This is a genomic window from Vibrio sp. 10N.286.51.B11, assembly GCF_041469245.1.
Classification (GTDB): Bacteria; Pseudomonadota; Gammaproteobacteria; order Enterobacterales; family Vibrionaceae; genus Vibrio; species Vibrio crassostreae_C.
Genome location: NZ_JBFRKI010000007.1, coordinates 173,152 through 188,308, shown reverse-complemented (window position 1 = coordinate 188,308; position 15,157 = coordinate 173,152). Strand labels below are relative to the sequence as shown.

The 15,157-nt window shown below is 43.4% G+C and carries 22 protein-coding genes and 1 pseudogene; 21 read left to right on the top strand and 2 right to left on the bottom strand.

Annotated elements, in window-relative coordinates; genetic code table 11:
- Nucleotides 1-245 precede the first annotated feature (245 nt).
- Nucleotides 246-668 (bottom strand): universal stress protein, encoded by a 423-nt coding sequence (locus tag AB4154_RS03610; protein ID WP_372122206.1) that lies wholly within the window; start codon nucleotides 666-668, stop codon nucleotides 246-248.
- Nucleotides 669-903: 235 nt separating this feature from the next.
- Between AB4154_RS03610 and AB4154_RS03605 the strand changes: the two genes are divergently transcribed.
- From AB4154_RS03605 to AB4154_RS03560, 10 genes are all read left to right on the top strand, one after another.
- On the top strand, nucleotides 904-2,034 hold the full coding sequence (locus tag AB4154_RS03605) for a PcfJ domain-containing protein (RefSeq protein WP_017059201.1): 1,131 nt from the start codon (nucleotides 904-906) through the stop codon (nucleotides 2,032-2,034).
- A gap of 23 nt (nucleotides 2,035-2,057) precedes the next feature.
- Entirely contained in the window at nucleotides 2,058-2,192 is a 135-nt protein-coding gene (locus AB4154_RS03600; protein WP_017059202.1) for a hypothetical protein, read from the top strand.
- 66 nt (nucleotides 2,193-2,258) lie between these two features.
- Nucleotides 2,259-2,693 carry a GNAT family N-acetyltransferase gene (locus AB4154_RS03595; protein WP_017059203.1) on the top strand — a complete coding sequence of 145 codons (435 nt, stop codon included), beginning with the start codon at nucleotides 2,259-2,261 and terminating at the stop codon, nucleotides 2,691-2,693.
- Between the two features lie 242 nt (nucleotides 2,694-2,935).
- Nucleotides 2,936-3,190, top strand: coding sequence for a DUF3297 family protein (locus tag AB4154_RS03590; RefSeq protein WP_017059204.1), 255 nt, complete (start codon nucleotides 2,936-2,938; stop codon nucleotides 3,188-3,190).
- A 506-nt stretch (nucleotides 3,191-3,696) separates the two neighbouring features.
- Nucleotides 3,697-5,070 (top strand): glycerol-3-phosphate transporter, encoded by a 1,374-nt coding sequence (gene glpT / locus AB4154_RS03585; protein ID WP_029235174.1) that lies wholly within the window; start codon nucleotides 3,697-3,699, stop codon nucleotides 5,068-5,070.
- Nucleotides 5,071-5,147: 77 nt separating this feature from the next.
- Nucleotides 5,148-6,203 carry a glycerophosphodiester phosphodiesterase gene (gene glpQ, locus AB4154_RS03580; protein ID WP_372122204.1) on the top strand — a complete coding sequence of 352 codons (1,056 nt, stop codon included), beginning with the start codon at nucleotides 5,148-5,150 and terminating at the stop codon, nucleotides 6,201-6,203.
- A 262-nt stretch (nucleotides 6,204-6,465) separates the two neighbouring features.
- On the top strand, nucleotides 6,466-6,930 hold the full coding sequence (locus tag AB4154_RS03575) for an ASCH domain-containing protein (RefSeq protein ID WP_372122202.1): 465 nt from the start codon (nucleotides 6,466-6,468) through the stop codon (nucleotides 6,928-6,930).
- Between the two features lie 130 nt (nucleotides 6,931-7,060).
- Entirely contained in the window at nucleotides 7,061-7,555 is a 495-nt protein-coding gene (locus tag AB4154_RS03570; RefSeq protein ID WP_372122200.1) for an HAD family hydrolase, read from the top strand.
- A 121-nt stretch (nucleotides 7,556-7,676) separates the two neighbouring features.
- Nucleotides 7,677-8,057: an STAS/SEC14 domain-containing protein gene (locus AB4154_RS03565; protein ID WP_102428721.1), complete on the top strand. Its 381-nt coding sequence runs from the start codon at nucleotides 7,677-7,679 to the stop codon at nucleotides 8,055-8,057.
- Nucleotides 8,058-8,285: 228 nt separating this feature from the next.
- Nucleotides 8,286-8,687, top strand: a complete 402-nt coding sequence (locus AB4154_RS03560) for an NUDIX domain-containing protein (protein WP_017059210.1) — start codon at nucleotides 8,286-8,288, stop codon at nucleotides 8,685-8,687.
- Between the two features lie 53 nt (nucleotides 8,688-8,740).
- On the opposite strand, the gene AB4154_RS03555 is transcribed toward AB4154_RS03560, so the two are convergent.
- Nucleotides 8,741-9,142 (bottom strand): YkgJ family cysteine cluster protein, encoded by a 402-nt coding sequence (locus AB4154_RS03555; protein ID WP_017065706.1) that lies wholly within the window; start codon nucleotides 9,140-9,142, stop codon nucleotides 8,741-8,743.
- Between the two features lie 209 nt (nucleotides 9,143-9,351).
- Between AB4154_RS03555 and AB4154_RS03550 the strand changes: the two genes are divergently transcribed.
- From AB4154_RS03550 to AB4154_RS03500, 11 genes and pseudogenes are all read left to right on the top strand, one after another.
- Nucleotides 9,352-9,513, top strand: coding sequence for a hypothetical protein (locus AB4154_RS03550; protein ID WP_017059212.1), 162 nt, complete (start codon nucleotides 9,352-9,354; stop codon nucleotides 9,511-9,513).
- Nucleotides 9,513-10,211, top strand: a complete 699-nt coding sequence (locus AB4154_RS03545; protein ID WP_102333290.1) for a pseudouridine synthase — start codon at nucleotides 9,513-9,515, stop codon at nucleotides 10,209-10,211. The genes AB4154_RS03550 and AB4154_RS03545 overlap by 1 nt, the downstream gene beginning before the upstream one ends.
- Nucleotides 10,212-10,276: 65 nt before the next feature.
- Nucleotides 10,277-10,651, top strand: coding sequence for a VOC family protein (locus AB4154_RS03540; protein ID WP_017083580.1), 375 nt, complete (start codon nucleotides 10,277-10,279; stop codon nucleotides 10,649-10,651).
- Between the two features lie 96 nt (nucleotides 10,652-10,747).
- Nucleotides 10,748-11,356, top strand: coding sequence for a sugar O-acetyltransferase (locus tag AB4154_RS03535; RefSeq protein WP_372122198.1), 609 nt, complete (start codon nucleotides 10,748-10,750; stop codon nucleotides 11,354-11,356).
- Nucleotides 11,357-11,516: 160 nt separating this feature from the next.
- The gene (locus AB4154_RS03530) at nucleotides 11,517-11,855 is read left to right on the top strand and encodes a hypothetical protein (protein WP_372122196.1); all 339 of its coding nucleotides are present in this window, start codon (nucleotides 11,517-11,519) and stop codon (nucleotides 11,853-11,855) included.
- Nucleotides 11,856-12,289: 434 nt separating this feature from the next.
- Nucleotides 12,290-12,703, top strand: a complete 414-nt coding sequence (locus AB4154_RS03525) for a GFA family protein (RefSeq protein ID WP_050645193.1) — start codon at nucleotides 12,290-12,292, stop codon at nucleotides 12,701-12,703.
- Nucleotides 12,704-12,705: 2 nt separating this feature from the next.
- On the top strand, nucleotides 12,706-13,338 hold the full coding sequence (locus AB4154_RS03520; protein ID WP_372122194.1) for an RraA family protein: 633 nt from the start codon (nucleotides 12,706-12,708) through the stop codon (nucleotides 13,336-13,338).
- Nucleotides 13,339-13,368: 30 nt separating this feature from the next.
- Nucleotides 13,369-13,518 (top strand): annotated as a pseudogene (locus AB4154_RS03515) (GNAT family N-acetyltransferase); the annotation flags it as partial.
- A gap of 18 nt (nucleotides 13,519-13,536) precedes the next feature.
- Complete coding sequence (locus AB4154_RS03510; protein WP_102333296.1) at nucleotides 13,537-14,094, top strand: nucleotidyltransferase family protein; 558 nt, start codon at nucleotides 13,537-13,539, stop codon at nucleotides 14,092-14,094.
- Between the two features lie 139 nt (nucleotides 14,095-14,233).
- The gene (locus AB4154_RS03505; protein WP_102333297.1) at nucleotides 14,234-14,650 is read left to right on the top strand and encodes an NUDIX hydrolase; all 417 of its coding nucleotides are present in this window, start codon (nucleotides 14,234-14,236) and stop codon (nucleotides 14,648-14,650) included.
- 25 nt (nucleotides 14,651-14,675) lie between these two features.
- Nucleotides 14,676-15,113, top strand: a complete 438-nt coding sequence (locus tag AB4154_RS03500; protein ID WP_102333298.1) for an NUDIX pyrophosphatase — start codon at nucleotides 14,676-14,678, stop codon at nucleotides 15,111-15,113.
- The last annotated feature ends 44 nt before the right edge of the window (nucleotides 15,114-15,157 follow it).

The following is a 15,157-nucleotide window of genomic DNA, read 5'->3' as shown; positions in this document are numbered from 1 at the left end:
CATTGATTGATGAAGGCATGGTCTGGGTCGTACATTTCAGTACGTTGATTCAAATCGAAATGACGTGATTTGTTAATTATTAGACGCTTACGAGTTGATAGGCTGACAAGATCACAAATGACTACTCTAAGTGGGAAATAGGAGATTTCGGTCAGGATGAGTGTGTTGAAGAGGATATCAAGCCAACCAATAATACCGATAGAGGTTGGCAAAGCCGGTTATTTTTGAGTGTCGAACTGGAGCTTCTATTCCATAGGAACAACGAGAATATCGATAGGGGAAGTATCGATGATCTGTTTAGAATGGGAGATGAGCTTATGCAAAAAATCATGGTGATGGCCGCACAGCAATAGGTCAACGCCGTTTGCTTCGATGGCATTTTTGAGCTTATCGTTCAAATCACCCGTTCCCACGAAAATGTGCTTGATTGGGTGTTTGGCGTAGGCTTCAAACTCTTTCAAATGCTTAACGGCATCTTCATTGATGGGTAAATCACCGTCATTTCCCTGAATATCAACGAGCTCTGGATAAATTTCTCCATGCGTACCATCGATATAAACAAATGAAATGCCAGCCTCCAGTTTATCAGCGAAGAAGGTCGCTCTATCAATGAGAATCTTGGTGTCGTCAGACAGTTCAAGTGCGACCAGAATATGTCGGTAATCCATAATTAAAGCCTCTTGTTGTGAGTTATGTAACAAGCATAGTTTCTGTTGACGCAAATGATATCGAAGAGATCTCATATTCCGTAAAATCATCATTCAATGTTCTTCTAAGCACTATCGTATTTATATCGCTTTGATTGGTAAGAAATTTACAAAAGGTTGATATAGTGGTTGAAGCGCTAGCTTATGCTGTTAGATAGGCTTGATAGTTCAATGCGCCAATAACGAAGAGGCATCAATGACAGCACTACTAACCATTCCCACTCGAACATTAGGTTTCGACTACGATATTGAGATCCGAGACTGGTCTCAAAAGCTCGTCGGCTTTCATGTGTTTGAAGATGGTAGACGACCGCTTGATGGAGGCATTGGGCTGAGCCTCAACCTTGTTGAACAGTTTGACGTGAATGGTCGTTGGCTAAATTCATTACCTGCGCGTTATCGTGAAATCACCGACGACTTTCCAGAATACCAATACCAGATGTTGTGGCTTGCTGCGAATACTTATGAAGCCGCGCAATTGCTTGAATTAAGGCCTGTTATTTTGGCTTTGATCTGCATGAAATACAGTGTCGACAACAAGAAAGCACTGGCACTAAGTCGCTTAGGGCAGAAGAAGATCCTTACCAAGTTGGGCTTAGACGGCAGCAAGGCGACACTCAAATTCATCGACAAGCTAGAGCTTCATTACAATGTTGGTGATGAACTCGACCACATTGTTCGTATTCTCGAACCGCTGCAAAGACGAGTTCTTAAGTTTAAGCATTACTCAAAAGTTGGATACACAGCCCTGCGTTTGGACCAAGTTCATCCATTTCTAACTGGTAGCAGGCTAGGGATTGCAATGGTGGAAGAGGGCAGACTTAACGCACCGTCGAAGATGGCGATGTTCCAAGATGCGATATTGCTAGGGCAAGATTTGGAGATGGATGATCCACTGCGCGCGATTACCAGTCAGAACTCTTTTGCGATGTTTGAGCAACTGCATGACCGCTGGACGGAGCAACGCCAATTACGACGCTTGGAGGGTAACTGCCCAATGGATAAAGACATCCCTTATCCCGTTCCTTTACTTGGCAATGACAACATTCATCCGCTCACGGATTATTACGACCTTGAACACGAAGGCATCGAGCAGAAGCACTGTATTGGCGTGTATCACAACCGAATCATGAGCGATCGTTATGTGGTGTTCCGCATGCTCAAGCCTCAGCGTTTAACCATAGGCTTACGCCGCGTCCCGAGCAAAGCATTTCCTTTTGAAATAGACCAAATCTGCGGAAAACGAAATGCACCTCCGTCGGAATCCGCTCGCCAAGTGATTCACGACTGGCTAGAAGCGAGTAAGCAAAAATATCCTAAGCAATAGCCATTAAGTAGAAGGAATACAGGATGTTTCAACAAGGCGATCTTTGCCCTCATTGTGGTTTGATTATTGTGATGCCTACGGATCTGCAAGGTGAATGCCTAGGATGCGGCGAAGAAATTAATCAAGACCCAGCAGACGATTACGACGAAGAAGAGTAGCTTTACCTACACTTAGATTAAACAAGGCTAGGATAGCCGAATTACTCTCTTTAAAAGGACGGAAAAATGCAGAAAGTAATCTTTAGAAATTGCGATGAAAACTCACCTTATTGGCATGAGTTAGAGGGCTTATTTCAAAGTGAATGGTCTGATTTCAAGTTTAAAGATACATATAAAGAAAACGTACAACTCCCTCCAGTAATAACAGTACTTCGCGATAATGTGGTCATTGGTGGCTTGGCGTATTCCTATTTTCAAGAACCTCACCAAGTTCGTGATGTAGTGTGGATCAACGCTGTGTTTGTCGACCCTCAATGGCGCGGTCAAGGCATTGCCAGTGAACTGATTAATCGTGGTGTCAGACAGGTTTCTTCTGCAGTGCAAACTCAACTCTACGCGTACACCAATATCATGGGTCTCTACCAAGGGCTAGGTTGGTCAATCGTAAATATCGAATCAGAACCGAACCATAAAGTGATGAGTATTGAGCTTAATCGATAAGCTCGGAATAAAAGCCTGATATTAGTTTATCTGCCGTTCGAGTAATGAATTTCTCCCTTTCATCCATAATGCATAAGCCTGTTAAATTTTCGTTGAAACTCATGCCGATATCGCCTTTAAATCAAACAACTAGCTGTTGATTAAAACGATCAAGACGATTTATTGCAGCAGTTGTTGAGCACAAAGCCTATATTGACTAGAATGACGCACTTTTTTTATTTACGTACATACAGGTAATGAACATGAGCGATACTAATTCAAGACCAGCTTTACCAGATCATCTTGCAGGCAACCCACGCAGCCCACACCACGTTGCTGAGTGTTTCGAATACCCAATCGGCATTCGTCTAAATGGTAAAGAGCGTACTGATGTTGAAGAATACTGCATCAGCGAAGGTTGGGTTAAGATCCCTTCTCCAAAAGCGCTAGATCGTTTTGGTCAGCCAATGCTTATTACTCTAAAAGGCACTGTAGAAGCTTTTTACATCGACGCATAATCACGTCGTGTGGCTAGCTAATACTTCGAGTAATTAGCTAATGTTTGCTTAATTAGCCAACATCAAGCCACCAAGCGTTATTACCTAAAAGGGTCTAGAGAAATCTAGACCCTTTTTGTTTGCATTGATTTTAGCGAACTTCTTTAACCAATAGCCCAAACCACCTTCATAACTCCACAGATTCAACCAAAATTGTTGTTATTCACTATGCATTCGCAGTAATAACAAAGTTGTTGTTGGTTGATTTATGTTCGCTCGCTCTTTTTGGATTTATTCGTACTCGAAAGTTCTGATGTTTAATTAAACAGATACAAACAAAAATATGAAGCGCAGTCTAATTAAATGAAACTAATATGCTGTATTTAAAGTTATTTTTTTGTTAATAACTACCTCTATCACAGAAATTAATCCTGAAGCACATACAATTCCCTTGATTTCGAATGAGCGCTAAATTTTTTCGTTCGAGCATTTAAATTCTTCCTTCGCCCAATAATTATGAGGTTCCTATGTTTGGAATATTCAAACCTATGGCGCATATCGATCGCTTGTCATCAGATAAGATCGATAGCACCTACACACGACTACGATGGCAGCTGTTTCTTGGCATCTTCGTTGGCTATGCGGGGTACTACTTAGTCCGTAAAAACTTTAGTTTGGCGATGCCTTATCTCATTGAACAAGGTTTTAGCCGTGGAGAACTAGGGGTTGCATTAGCGGCGGTATCTATCGCTTACGGCTTATCTAAGTTCTTAATGGGCAGTGTTTCTGACCGTTCTAACCCTCGTTACTTCCTCAGCGGTGGCTTGTTAATGTCGGCACTGGTGATGTTCTGCTTTGGCTTTATGCCTTGGGCAACAGGCAGCATCACTGCGATGTTTATCCTGCTGTTCTTGAATGGTTGGTTCCAAGGTATGGGTTGGCCAGCTTGTGGACGAACCATGGTCCACTGGTGGTCACGAAAAGAACGTGGTGAGATAGTGTCAGTATGGAACGTTGCTCACAACGTGGGTGGCGGTTTGATTGGCCCAATGTTCTTGTTGGGGCTGTGGGCTTTTAACGACGATTGGCGAACCGCTTTTTATGTTCCTGCATTTTTTGCCACTCTCGTTGCTGTCTTTGTTTGGTTTACTGTAAGAGATACACCTCAATCTTGCGGCTTACCACCGATTGAAGAACATAAAGACGATTACCCAGACGACTACGATACGTCTCATGAGAAAGAAATGACGGCGAAAGAGATCTTCTTTAAGTACGTTTTCTCTAACAAACTGTTGTGGTCAATCGCTATTGCCAATGCGTTTGTTTACCTTATCCGCTATGGCGTACTCGATTGGGCTCCAGTTTACTTAAAAGAAGCAAAAGACTTCTCTGTAGATAAATCATCTTGGGCTTACTTCTTGTATGAGTGGGCAGGTATCCCTGGCACCTTATTGTGTGGTTGGATTTCAGATAAGTTATTCAAAGGCCGACGTGCACCTGCAGGTATCTTGTTCATGGTTCTAGTGACAGTCGCTGTGTTGGTATATTGGCTGAATCCAGCAGGTAACCCAACGGTTGATATGCTGGCACTGGTTGCGATTGGTTTCCTTATCTATGGTCCTGTAATGCTGATCGGTTTGTATGCACTGGAACTTGCGCCTAAGAAAGCAGCGGGTACAGCGGCTGGTCTAACGGGTTTGTTTGGTTACTTAGGTGGCGCGGTTGCTGCGAACGCAATACTCGGCTTTATGGTTGACCATTACGGCTGGGATGGCGGCTTCATTATTTTGGTCGGCGCTTGTGTGGCTTCAATCATCTGTCTGCTTTACGCCTTCTTAGGTGAGCGTGCGCACCATAAACAAAAAGATCTCGAACGAGAGAGAGAAGCGCTAGCTCAGTAGTGTATTTACTGAATCACATCTATAAATAACAACAGAGGCAGGTATATCCTGCTTCTGTTTTATCAAGGGAAACAATAATGAAAACAACGTCACTGTCTCTGACCTTATTAGCACTAAGCTTATCTGCAAATGCATTAGCAGATCCTTTAGTGATTGCGCATCGCGGCGCTTCTGGTTATTTACCTGAACACACTTTACCCGCTAAAGCGCTCGCTTACGCAATGAAACCCGACTACATCGAACAAGATGTCGTGATGACCAAAGACGACCAATTAGTGGTTTTGCATGATCATTATCTAGACCGCGTCACCGATGTCGCGGATCGCTTTCCAACACGCGCTCGCGCAGATGGCCGCTACTACGCGATTGATTTTACGCTCGCTGAGATTAAATCCCTGAAAGTGACCGAAGGCTTTAACCTCGATGACCAAGGTAAAAGAGTGGCAGGGTACCCAACGCGCTTCCCAATGTGGCAGTCTGATTTTCGTGTCGCTACCTTTGCAGAAGAGATCGAGCTGATCCAAGGCCTAAATAAGACCTTAGGTTATGACGTCGGCATCTATCCTGAAATTAAAGCACCTTGGTTCCATCGTCACGAAGGCAAAGACATCTCCAAAGCGGTACTTGCGACCTTGCATCAATATGGTTACCTATCAAAAGACGACAAAGTGTATTTGCAGTGTTTTGACGCCAATGAACTTCAACGCATTAACGATGAGCTCATGCCAGCGATGGAAATGGATCTTAAGCTCGTTCAGTTGATGGCTTATACAGATTGGAATGAAACCATGACGTACCAAGGTGACAAAGCAACACCGTACAGTTACGACTGGATGTTTGAAGCTGGTGGCATGGAAAAAGTGGCGTCTTATGCGGAAGGAATAGGCCCTTGGAAGCCAATGTTGGTGGACGATGCATCGACCAAAGATAACATCATTATTAAACCGTTAATGAAGTCAGCAAAAGACGCGGGCTTAGATGTTCACCCGTACACGTTCCGTGCTGACCCAGGAAGAATCCCAGCTTATGCTGATAACTTTGATGGCATGTTGGATGTCTTCTACAACCAAGTCAAAGTTGATGGTGTGTTTACCGACTTCCCAGACAAAGCGGTCGACTTCTTGAACCGTTAATACCCCGTCAGTTACGAGCTATTAGTAACGAGATACTAAGAGCCAAAAGCACCGACTAAAGGTGCTTTTGGTTCTTCTTTCACTTTTTGGATCTCCTTGTACTGGCCTCGAAATCCTACCTATATTCTTCTTTCTCAGCCCACATTTTGATATTCACTCGGTTTACAGCAATAACCTGACTTGATAGGTTACTCCCAATGCAGCCAGATGCTTAATCTATAAGTGTTTATCGGCTCAACCTGATATTGAATTTGGAAAGATCATGGAAGAAAGAAGCAAAGCTTATCTTGATAGCTACCTCAACACATTACCAGCAGACGTTGCTTCGCAATACACCTCTTTTAGTGCCGACTATTACTGTGCTGATGAATACAACGCCAACCTCTGCGCCCAGTTAATTCTCAAGGGTGAAAAAAAAGCGTCTTGCAGCCTTGAATATTGGTACAGCCATGAAGGCGAGACGAGACCAGTAGTTGGTCACTTGCAAGTCGTCACTGACTGGGATGGCAAGCCAGTTTGCATTGTAGAGATCACTTCAGTCTCACAGTGCAAATATAACGAAGTGACGGCGGAGTTTGCTGCTGCCGAAGGCGAGGGTGACAAAACACTCGAATGGTGGAAAGAAGCTCACTGGAACTTCTTCTCTCGTGAATGTGAAGAGCTCAAGATCTCACCAAGTGAAGACATGTTACTTATGTTGGAGCGTTTCAAAGTGGTTTATCAATAAAGGGTATTTTGTGTTTAGAAGATCGTGCTCCATAAACAGTAACAAGGTTGTCCATAATGAGCCTAACCGTCCGAGAAGTTTTTATAGGCTCGCTTAAACATTAGATAATTCATCGTATGCAGGAGGCAAGATGACAAAGCTAATCGAATTAACAGAAATAGTCTTATTCGACTGGGGCAATACGCTGATGGTCGATTTGCCAGACGCACAAGGGAAGATGTGTGACTGGGAAACCGTACAAGAAGTGAGTGGTGCTCGTGCATTACTGGGGGAGTTGTCGAAAACTCATCTAGTTTATGTTGCTACCAATGCTGGTGATTCCAGTAAAGACGACATCATTCGAGCCTTTGAGCGTGTTGGCCTGTCTCAATATATCTTGGGTTACTTTTGTAAGGCGAGCATTGGCTTTTCTAAGTTCGAGTCGGGGTTCTATCCTGCCATTATTTCTAAGCTCGGTGTTTCACCACAAGAGATCACCATGGTAGGCGACACTCTAGAGAAAGACATTTACCCAGCACTTGAAGCGGGTTTGCAAGCGGTGTGGTTGAATACGGAAGGAGTTGATCTTAAGTCAGAGCATCCGAATATCGTACAAGTTCAAAACCTAAGCGAACTGTTGGAGTAGCGCGATTAACTCTCTGATATTAAGTTCAGATAAAGCGCTTGTCCGTTTTGACGTAAACCTCTCATCTCTTTGCTGTTTAATCCTCTAAGCTAACTCTAGTTTCCACTATGAGGGCTAGGTTATGAGTGTCGAACGTCACGGAATATCGGTTGGAATTGAACGTGTTAGCGGTGAAACCATCGTTGTGTTCAAAGCGAAAGGCAAACTCACACACGATGACTATCAGGCAATGATGCCAATTCTAAATACCACGCTAGAAGAACTCGATTCATCTAAACTCAAGATGCTGGTCGATATCTCAACCTTAACAGGATGGGAGTTACGTGCAGCTTGGGATGATTTCAAATTGGGATTAGAGCTCAATTCGAAGATAGACAAAATCGCGATTTATGGTGATAAAAGCTGGCAAGAAATGGCATCAAAAGTCGGCAGTTGGTTTGTGTCCGGTGAGATTAAGTCATTCGAAGACCATGACTCTGCGCTTAAGTGGCTAGTCGATTGATTCTATCTACGAACAACTAGAAAGCAATCCGTAAACAACGCCGATGACAGTTGACGAGAATTGTCTCGAACGCTGTCATTTTTCGTTTTGGCGATGATATTTCCTATTCGATTCAATAGAGTATATTCCTTCCAGCGTGTAACATACCCAGGCTTTGTTTGGTCGCGACTAATGGTGTGGCTTGATTCAGTAAGAACGAGAACTAAAACAGAAATAAGGTCTAACGACATGCATAAGGTAATTGATAAGCTGGCTTGGATATTCATCAAAGACGGCAAGCTGTTGATGGTCAGATCAAAAGGCAAAGAACTGTTCTATCTACCAGGTGGTAAGCGTGAAGCTGGCGAAAGTGATGAGCAAGCACTGGTTCGCGAAATCAAAGAAGAGATCTCAGTTGATTTAGTGCCTGACTCCATCAAATACGTCGAGACGTTTACAGGCCAAGCTGATGGCAAAGCGGAAGGCGTATCGGTGCAATTGACTTGCTATCTTGCTGATTATACTGGCGAACTGTCTCCGGATGCCGAAATTGAAGAGCTTAAGTTTGTGGATGGCAACGACAGAGCGGTATGCTCATTGGCGGCACTGGTTGCGCTTGATTGGTTAGAAGCGAACCAGTATTTGGCTTAAGGTTTTAGCGGCTACTAGCTAATACTGAAGATTGATCTTCAAAAGATCATCGCTTACGAATAGCTTGAAGGGCGGCTGTCTTTCATCAACAGGTCGAGTTTCCTTTGAGCTTTCTTCGTGTCTTGTAAATCCACCACCTCAATCATTTCACACTCATCTCGTACCATCTCATTAATTAGGCTTGGGTAGTGTCGGCAATCTTCTGGTCGGTCTAAGTAAATGCTACATGTGTACTTGGCTTGAGCCTTGGTGTCTTTCGTCGGAACCAGCTCCAGAAAAGGGCAGCGAGTTAAACGTTCACCAGATTCAGGGTCGAACCAGATCTCGCTTCCTCGAACATATTCAAAGATGTCTGGGTTGAACAACTCCCACAAATCGATCTCTTCTTGAGTCGCGGCAAGGTCGCCATCTCCGTATTTGATACAGCATTTTCCGCATTGATTACAATCTTTCATTATCGACTTCATAAGTTGGTGAGCTTTTATCATTTTACCACTGATAGGCGTGGCACGTTGATTTTGTTGTTCATGGTTAAGCCGTTACGGGGAGGGATCTTGGAATAGCGGTACTTAAAATCAATTTATCTATGAACCGCCACTCCAATCAAAGCTGTAAACAGTGATACAATTTGCGCCTCTCACGTTATTCAAACAAAGGCATCGGGATGAGAACCGTATACACCACCGAAGGCAACATTAACGCAAAGAAACAAAAAGAGGCTTACCCAAAGCTCGCTTTATGTGACAAGTGCGTTGGTGACTATGTGGTTATCGAGCAAGGTGAACGAACTTACAAGCCTTGTGCTAAATGTGGTGCCGACGATTAATGCGCCTTGATAAATACCTATGTAAAAGCACTGACCTAACCAAGCCTGAAGCGATTGAACGCATCCATAATGGCGAGGTGAACGTAAACAGTGAAACAGTCACCGATGAATCGACTCAGGTTCATGAAACCAACGCCATCTTGTTTAATGGCATGCCGCTTAAATTGCGTGAATTTCGATACCTCTTAATGCACAAGCCTGCGGGTACTATCTGTTCTAATGTCGATGAAGTTTATCCTTCATTGTTTAACTACATCGAGATAGACAAAGCATCAGAACTGCACATCGCAGGGCGCTTAGATGCCGACACCACAGGTTTAGTCTTAATTACCGATGATGGGCGCTGGTCATTCAATATTACGCTGCCAACCAAGTCTTGTAAGAAGGTGTATCGCGTGACATTGTCACGAGACATCAAAGACGATGTCGCTGATAAGTTTAAAGCGGGCATTCAATTGCAGGGCGAACAAAAGCCGACGCGTCCGGCAGAGCTCGAGGTGATTACCAGTAAAGAAGTGCTGTTGACCATTACAGAAGGCAAGTTTCATCAAGTAAAACGAATGTTTGCTGCGGTCGGGAATCGAGTTGTTGGCCTACACCGTGAACAGATTGGTGACGTTCGTTTGGATGTTGAAGCAGGACAGTGGCGTTATCTAACTAAAGCCGAAGTCGACTCATTTCAGCAAGACTCTGAATAAACGCTGTAACCACTTAAAGCGTTAAGCGTGTCAGGACCAGAATATCAGCACTATAAGGATCTAGGATGGAAAACCTCAAAGTCTCAGAAATTAAGTCTTTCGTGCCCGCGAAAGACTTCGATTTATCTAAGCGTTTTTACCAGTCAATCGGCTTCGAAGTGATGTCTGAATTTCACGATATCGCCTATCTACGACACGGCAGTTGTGCGTTCCTTCTGCAAAATTTTTATGAACCTGCGCACTGTCACAATTACATGATGCACTTGCTGGTTGAAGACGTAAAAAGTTGGTATCAACACATTCAAAACTCTAATGTAGTGTCGGAATTTGAAGTCAACGTTTCCGAGGTTGTTGAACAGCCTTGGGGAATGCTTGAGTTTTGTATCACTGACCCAAGTGGTGTGCTGTGGCGTGTGGCTGAAAACATCAGGCCGCGTTAATTCATCCAACTTGCATTAAGGCCAGTGAAAACTTCAAATTATCCATCTGTTTCTTTATTTATGCCGACATAAGGCAATGATCAAATAGGTTCAAACATGGATATAAAGGCTAAAATGCACAGCCAAGACGTTTACTACTGTGACGACGTTGATTTGGTTGCTGAGCAAACTCAATGCTTAGAAGTGCTATACGATTTCAACCATACTCGCCCGAGCGAAGGTGATAAACGACAACAAATCATGAAGCAGTTGTTCGCCGAAGTCGGTGAGGGCTGCTACATTGAACCACCATTACATGCGAACTGGGGGCGTCACACGCACCTAGGCAACAACGTATACGTGAACTTTAATCTGACTCTGGTCGACGACACAGACGTATTCATCGGCGACAACGTGATGATAGCGCCTAACGTGACCATTGCCACTGGCACACATCCCATCAGCCCAGAACTCAGGCTAAAAGCAGCGCAGTTCAATGTTCCCGTTCGTATTGGTAACAACGTATGGCTTGGCGCGCACACAGTCGTAGTTCCCGGTGTCACCATTGGTGAAAACTCAGTAATAGGCGCAGGCAGCATCGTCACCAAAGACATCCCAGCCAATGTCGTCGCAGTCGGCAACCCATGCAAAGTGGTACGCGAAATCAACGAACGCGACCGAGAGTATTACCACAAAGATCGCCGCATTCCAGATGAACTAAAGTAGGCGGTTTTTCACACGCCTGAAATTAGCTGTGACATAAGTCATTGCTATGCAATGGCTTGGTTGTATATTACTTATCTATCTTAGAAACTAGACAAAATTATTCTGGAGTTAAGTGCAGAATTTTGCTGTCTGATAGCTGTTATATGTACAGGGAGTTTCAATGAAGGGTTTTCTCAAAGGGATTTTATCTTATCTTGTTGTGATCTCGGTAGCTCTGCTAATTTCTCGCAATTTTTTTGATTACCTATCCACAATAGACTTGGTTGACTACATTGCATATAGCGGGGTTTTACTTGTTGTATTGGCAGGCATTACATTTGATGGTAACAATCTAGCTGATCAAGACTTTTTGTCGTTAATGATTCATCGTGAACTTGTGTCCCGAACCAATGACTTTCAAGACGAAACTAATAAAGTAAGTTTTGCAGTTAATGTCGGATTGATAGGAATATTTTTACTTATTGCTAGTGGCGTAATGGCTTGGCATATTAGTAAGTAAAACATATAACGAGGCGCCTAAATCTGATTCGTAAACGCGTGCCGAACTCGCTTCGCTCAGACATGGCATACATCCACTTACAGCGTAGCTAAGCGTTATGCCTCGTCATTTTCCCCGAGTTAAAGCAACTTTCATATCTAGTCTTAATAGTTTGTTTAGGTTCACGGTGCCTTTCTTAACTATTTGGTAGAGTGGCATTTCAGTGTGCATGGAGGTTTTATAATGGGAACTGTAATCGGTTTGGTGATTCTAGCTGCTATAGATTTGTATCTTTTTCGTAAAACAGGGCTTCATATTCATAAATGGATCTCTAAAAAGTATGCCGCGTATCTGTCGAAGAAGGGAAACAAAAAATAGCCTTTCTTATTAAGTCATCGGTATAAAAAGCGTTATCTGCTATTCATTTTACACACATTGCAAAGATTGGAGGATTCATGAAAGGTAAAGGAAAGTGCCTATGTGGCTCGGTTGAGTTGGAAGTAGAGTACGCCAGTAATGAATTGGGGGCTTGTCATTGTAGTATGTGTAGAAATTGGTCTGGCGGTCCGATGTTAGTCATTGATTGCTCTGATTCCGTCAAAATATCAGGTGAATCAAATGTAGTGAGATATAAGTCATCCGATTGGGCTGAGAGAGGGTTCTGCGGTAAATGTGGTACTCACTTGTTTTACTTTTTGGTGCCAAATAATCAGTATCATCTTCCTGTCGGTTTATTGATGTCTGGGGATGACTACAAGTTAACTCATCAGATATTCATCGATGAAAAGCCCGAATACTACGAATTTAAAAATGAAACACAAAATATGACTGGCGCAGAAGTATTTGCCCACTTTGAAAGTGGAGAGTAAATATGAAGACAGATTTTTCTAAATTAGCGACAACCGAGTACGGAAATATACTAAGTAACGATCACTTTATTGACTTTAGTATTGGTCCTCTTTGGCAGGGAATGCCGCGAATTTGTGGAGAAGCGTTTACTGTCCAGTTAACGTCTGGTGATAATTTAATGCTTCATTCAGCCATATACGAAGCACCAGAAGGTTCGATCATTGTAGTAGATGGCGTTGATAGCGAATATGCTGTAGCCGGCGGTAATGTATGCGCAGTCGCGAAGAGTCGAGGTATCAAAGGCTTTATTATTGATGGTGTCATTCGAGATTTGACTGAAATTTCAGATATGAAGTTTCCAGTTTTTGCGAAAGGTGTTCATCCAGTTCCGGGAAAGAAAGAGGTCTATTCTGAATTGGGCGCTCCAATCACTTGCGGCGGAGCAAAGGTCTCTACGGGAGATATCATTGTTGCCGATGTAGAGGGTATTGTCGTTATTCCTAAACCCAGAAAAGACGAAGTGTTTTTAATGGCTTCACAGAAAGCGAGTAAAGAGGCGTCATTAACACTCGCTGAGTGGGAAATAAACCACAGGGCCAAAATAGCTCAAGCAATAACGTCTGCGAAACAAAAACCTGAGAGCACTGTAAGCTGATTCGCAATGCGCGGCATTCTTGTCTGTTAACAAGCGAAGTCATCATCCGCCTCTCACATCTCATGGACGGCAAGTCCGCACAATAAGAAAGCGCATGATTTCTACAAAAGGTTGGGTGCAAAGGTTGAGCGAATGGATGGTCAAAGACCTTATTTCCGTTGGGCAATGTACGATTCGTGATTAGATAAAAAGGGAATGATGAATAAACAAAAACTCAAGAACCTCATTCAACAAGTTCCTGAGCTAATCGAAACAGCCAACGTATGTCGTGAGGTGGGTTTGCCAAACTTCTATATTGCAGGCGGCGCCATCACTCAAATAATCTGGAATGATATCGAAAACAAACCGCTTCTAGACCAAGTTAAAGACTTAGATATTGTCTATTTCAATAATGCATCAGCCCTCACTGAGGACGAATTCAAAAACCGCATTCGTTCGCGGTTAAGTCATCGTGTCGACGTGGATGTAAAGAACCAAGCGACCATCCATGAGCGTTACGCTAAGAAGTTCGGTTGCTTGATTCAACCATACGATCGTGTTGAACAAGGTATCAAGTCTTGGCTTTCTGCGCTTGCTATCGGGTTTACTCTGGATGATTCAGGCGATATCAAGTTGTTTGCACCATACGGTGTAGAGGACGCGTTTGATATGCTGATTAAACCGAATAAGCGAGCAATGACAGAAGCGAACTACAACAAAATGACCGCTGGTTATAAGGCTAGATGGCAGCAAGTAAAAGTGTTTCCTTGGGTGTGATCGACAGAGCTTTACGAGATCATTCTCAACATTTGGTATTTAACTCGGCTTGGCGCTAGTGGTAAGTTTGAGCGTAATCTCGGCATTGTTAGTCACTTAGCTGTTCGTTTGTCTTTTGGTAAGAATTAAGGAGTTTTAAGTGAGTCAGGAAGTAAGAGTAGGTATCGCTGCGGTTATTCTACGTGAAGGGCGAGTGTTACTTGGAGAGCGAATTGGTTCTCACGGAGCTCATACGTGGGCAACGCCGGGCGGACACCTTGAATGGGGTGAGAGCATTGAAGAGTGTGCCAAACGCGAAACACTCGAAGAGACTGGCCTCGTTGTTAGTGGATTTGAAAAGCTCTCTTTTACCAATGATATTTTTGAGAAAGAGAACAAGCACTATATAACGCTGTTTGTTGTGGCTTCTGATGCTAGCGGCAAACCACAGGTGACAGAGCCTGATAAATGTAAGCAATGGAAATGGTTTAAGCTAGATGAGTTACCTGAGCCATTGTTTCTTCCTCTGACGAATCTGTTGAGCGACCCGGTCATCCTTGGGAAGTTAGCGCCGTAAACGTGAACGATTGGAGGGCATATCAATGAGAGCACCTTTTCAAGTTTTAGTCTTTCCCTATCAAATAGTCGACACCAAACCTCGGTTTTTAATCGTACGCAGAAGTGACAATAGTGTATGGCAGGCAATATCCGGTGGTGGCGAAAATGATGAATCAATTCTTGAAGCAGCAAAACGAGAGCTTTCTGAAGAAACTCAGTTAGTCGGTGATAACTGGCAGCAGCTTGATTCAATGTGCATGCTTCCAAAAGTCTTTTATGCAGGGAATTACAATTGGACTGAGCATCCATTCGTCATTCCTGAGCATTCCTTCTCAGTTAAAGTCACAGAAGATCCTGAACTATCAAGTGAACACACAGATTACCGTTGGTGCGACTACCAAGAAGCTATTGAACTTCTAACATATGACTCAAACAGAAACGCGCTTTGGGAGATTAACGAAAGGCTTTATAAAGCTAGCTAAAGTACACAGATTAATTAACTCTATATTAGAGTGGAAATCCTGAT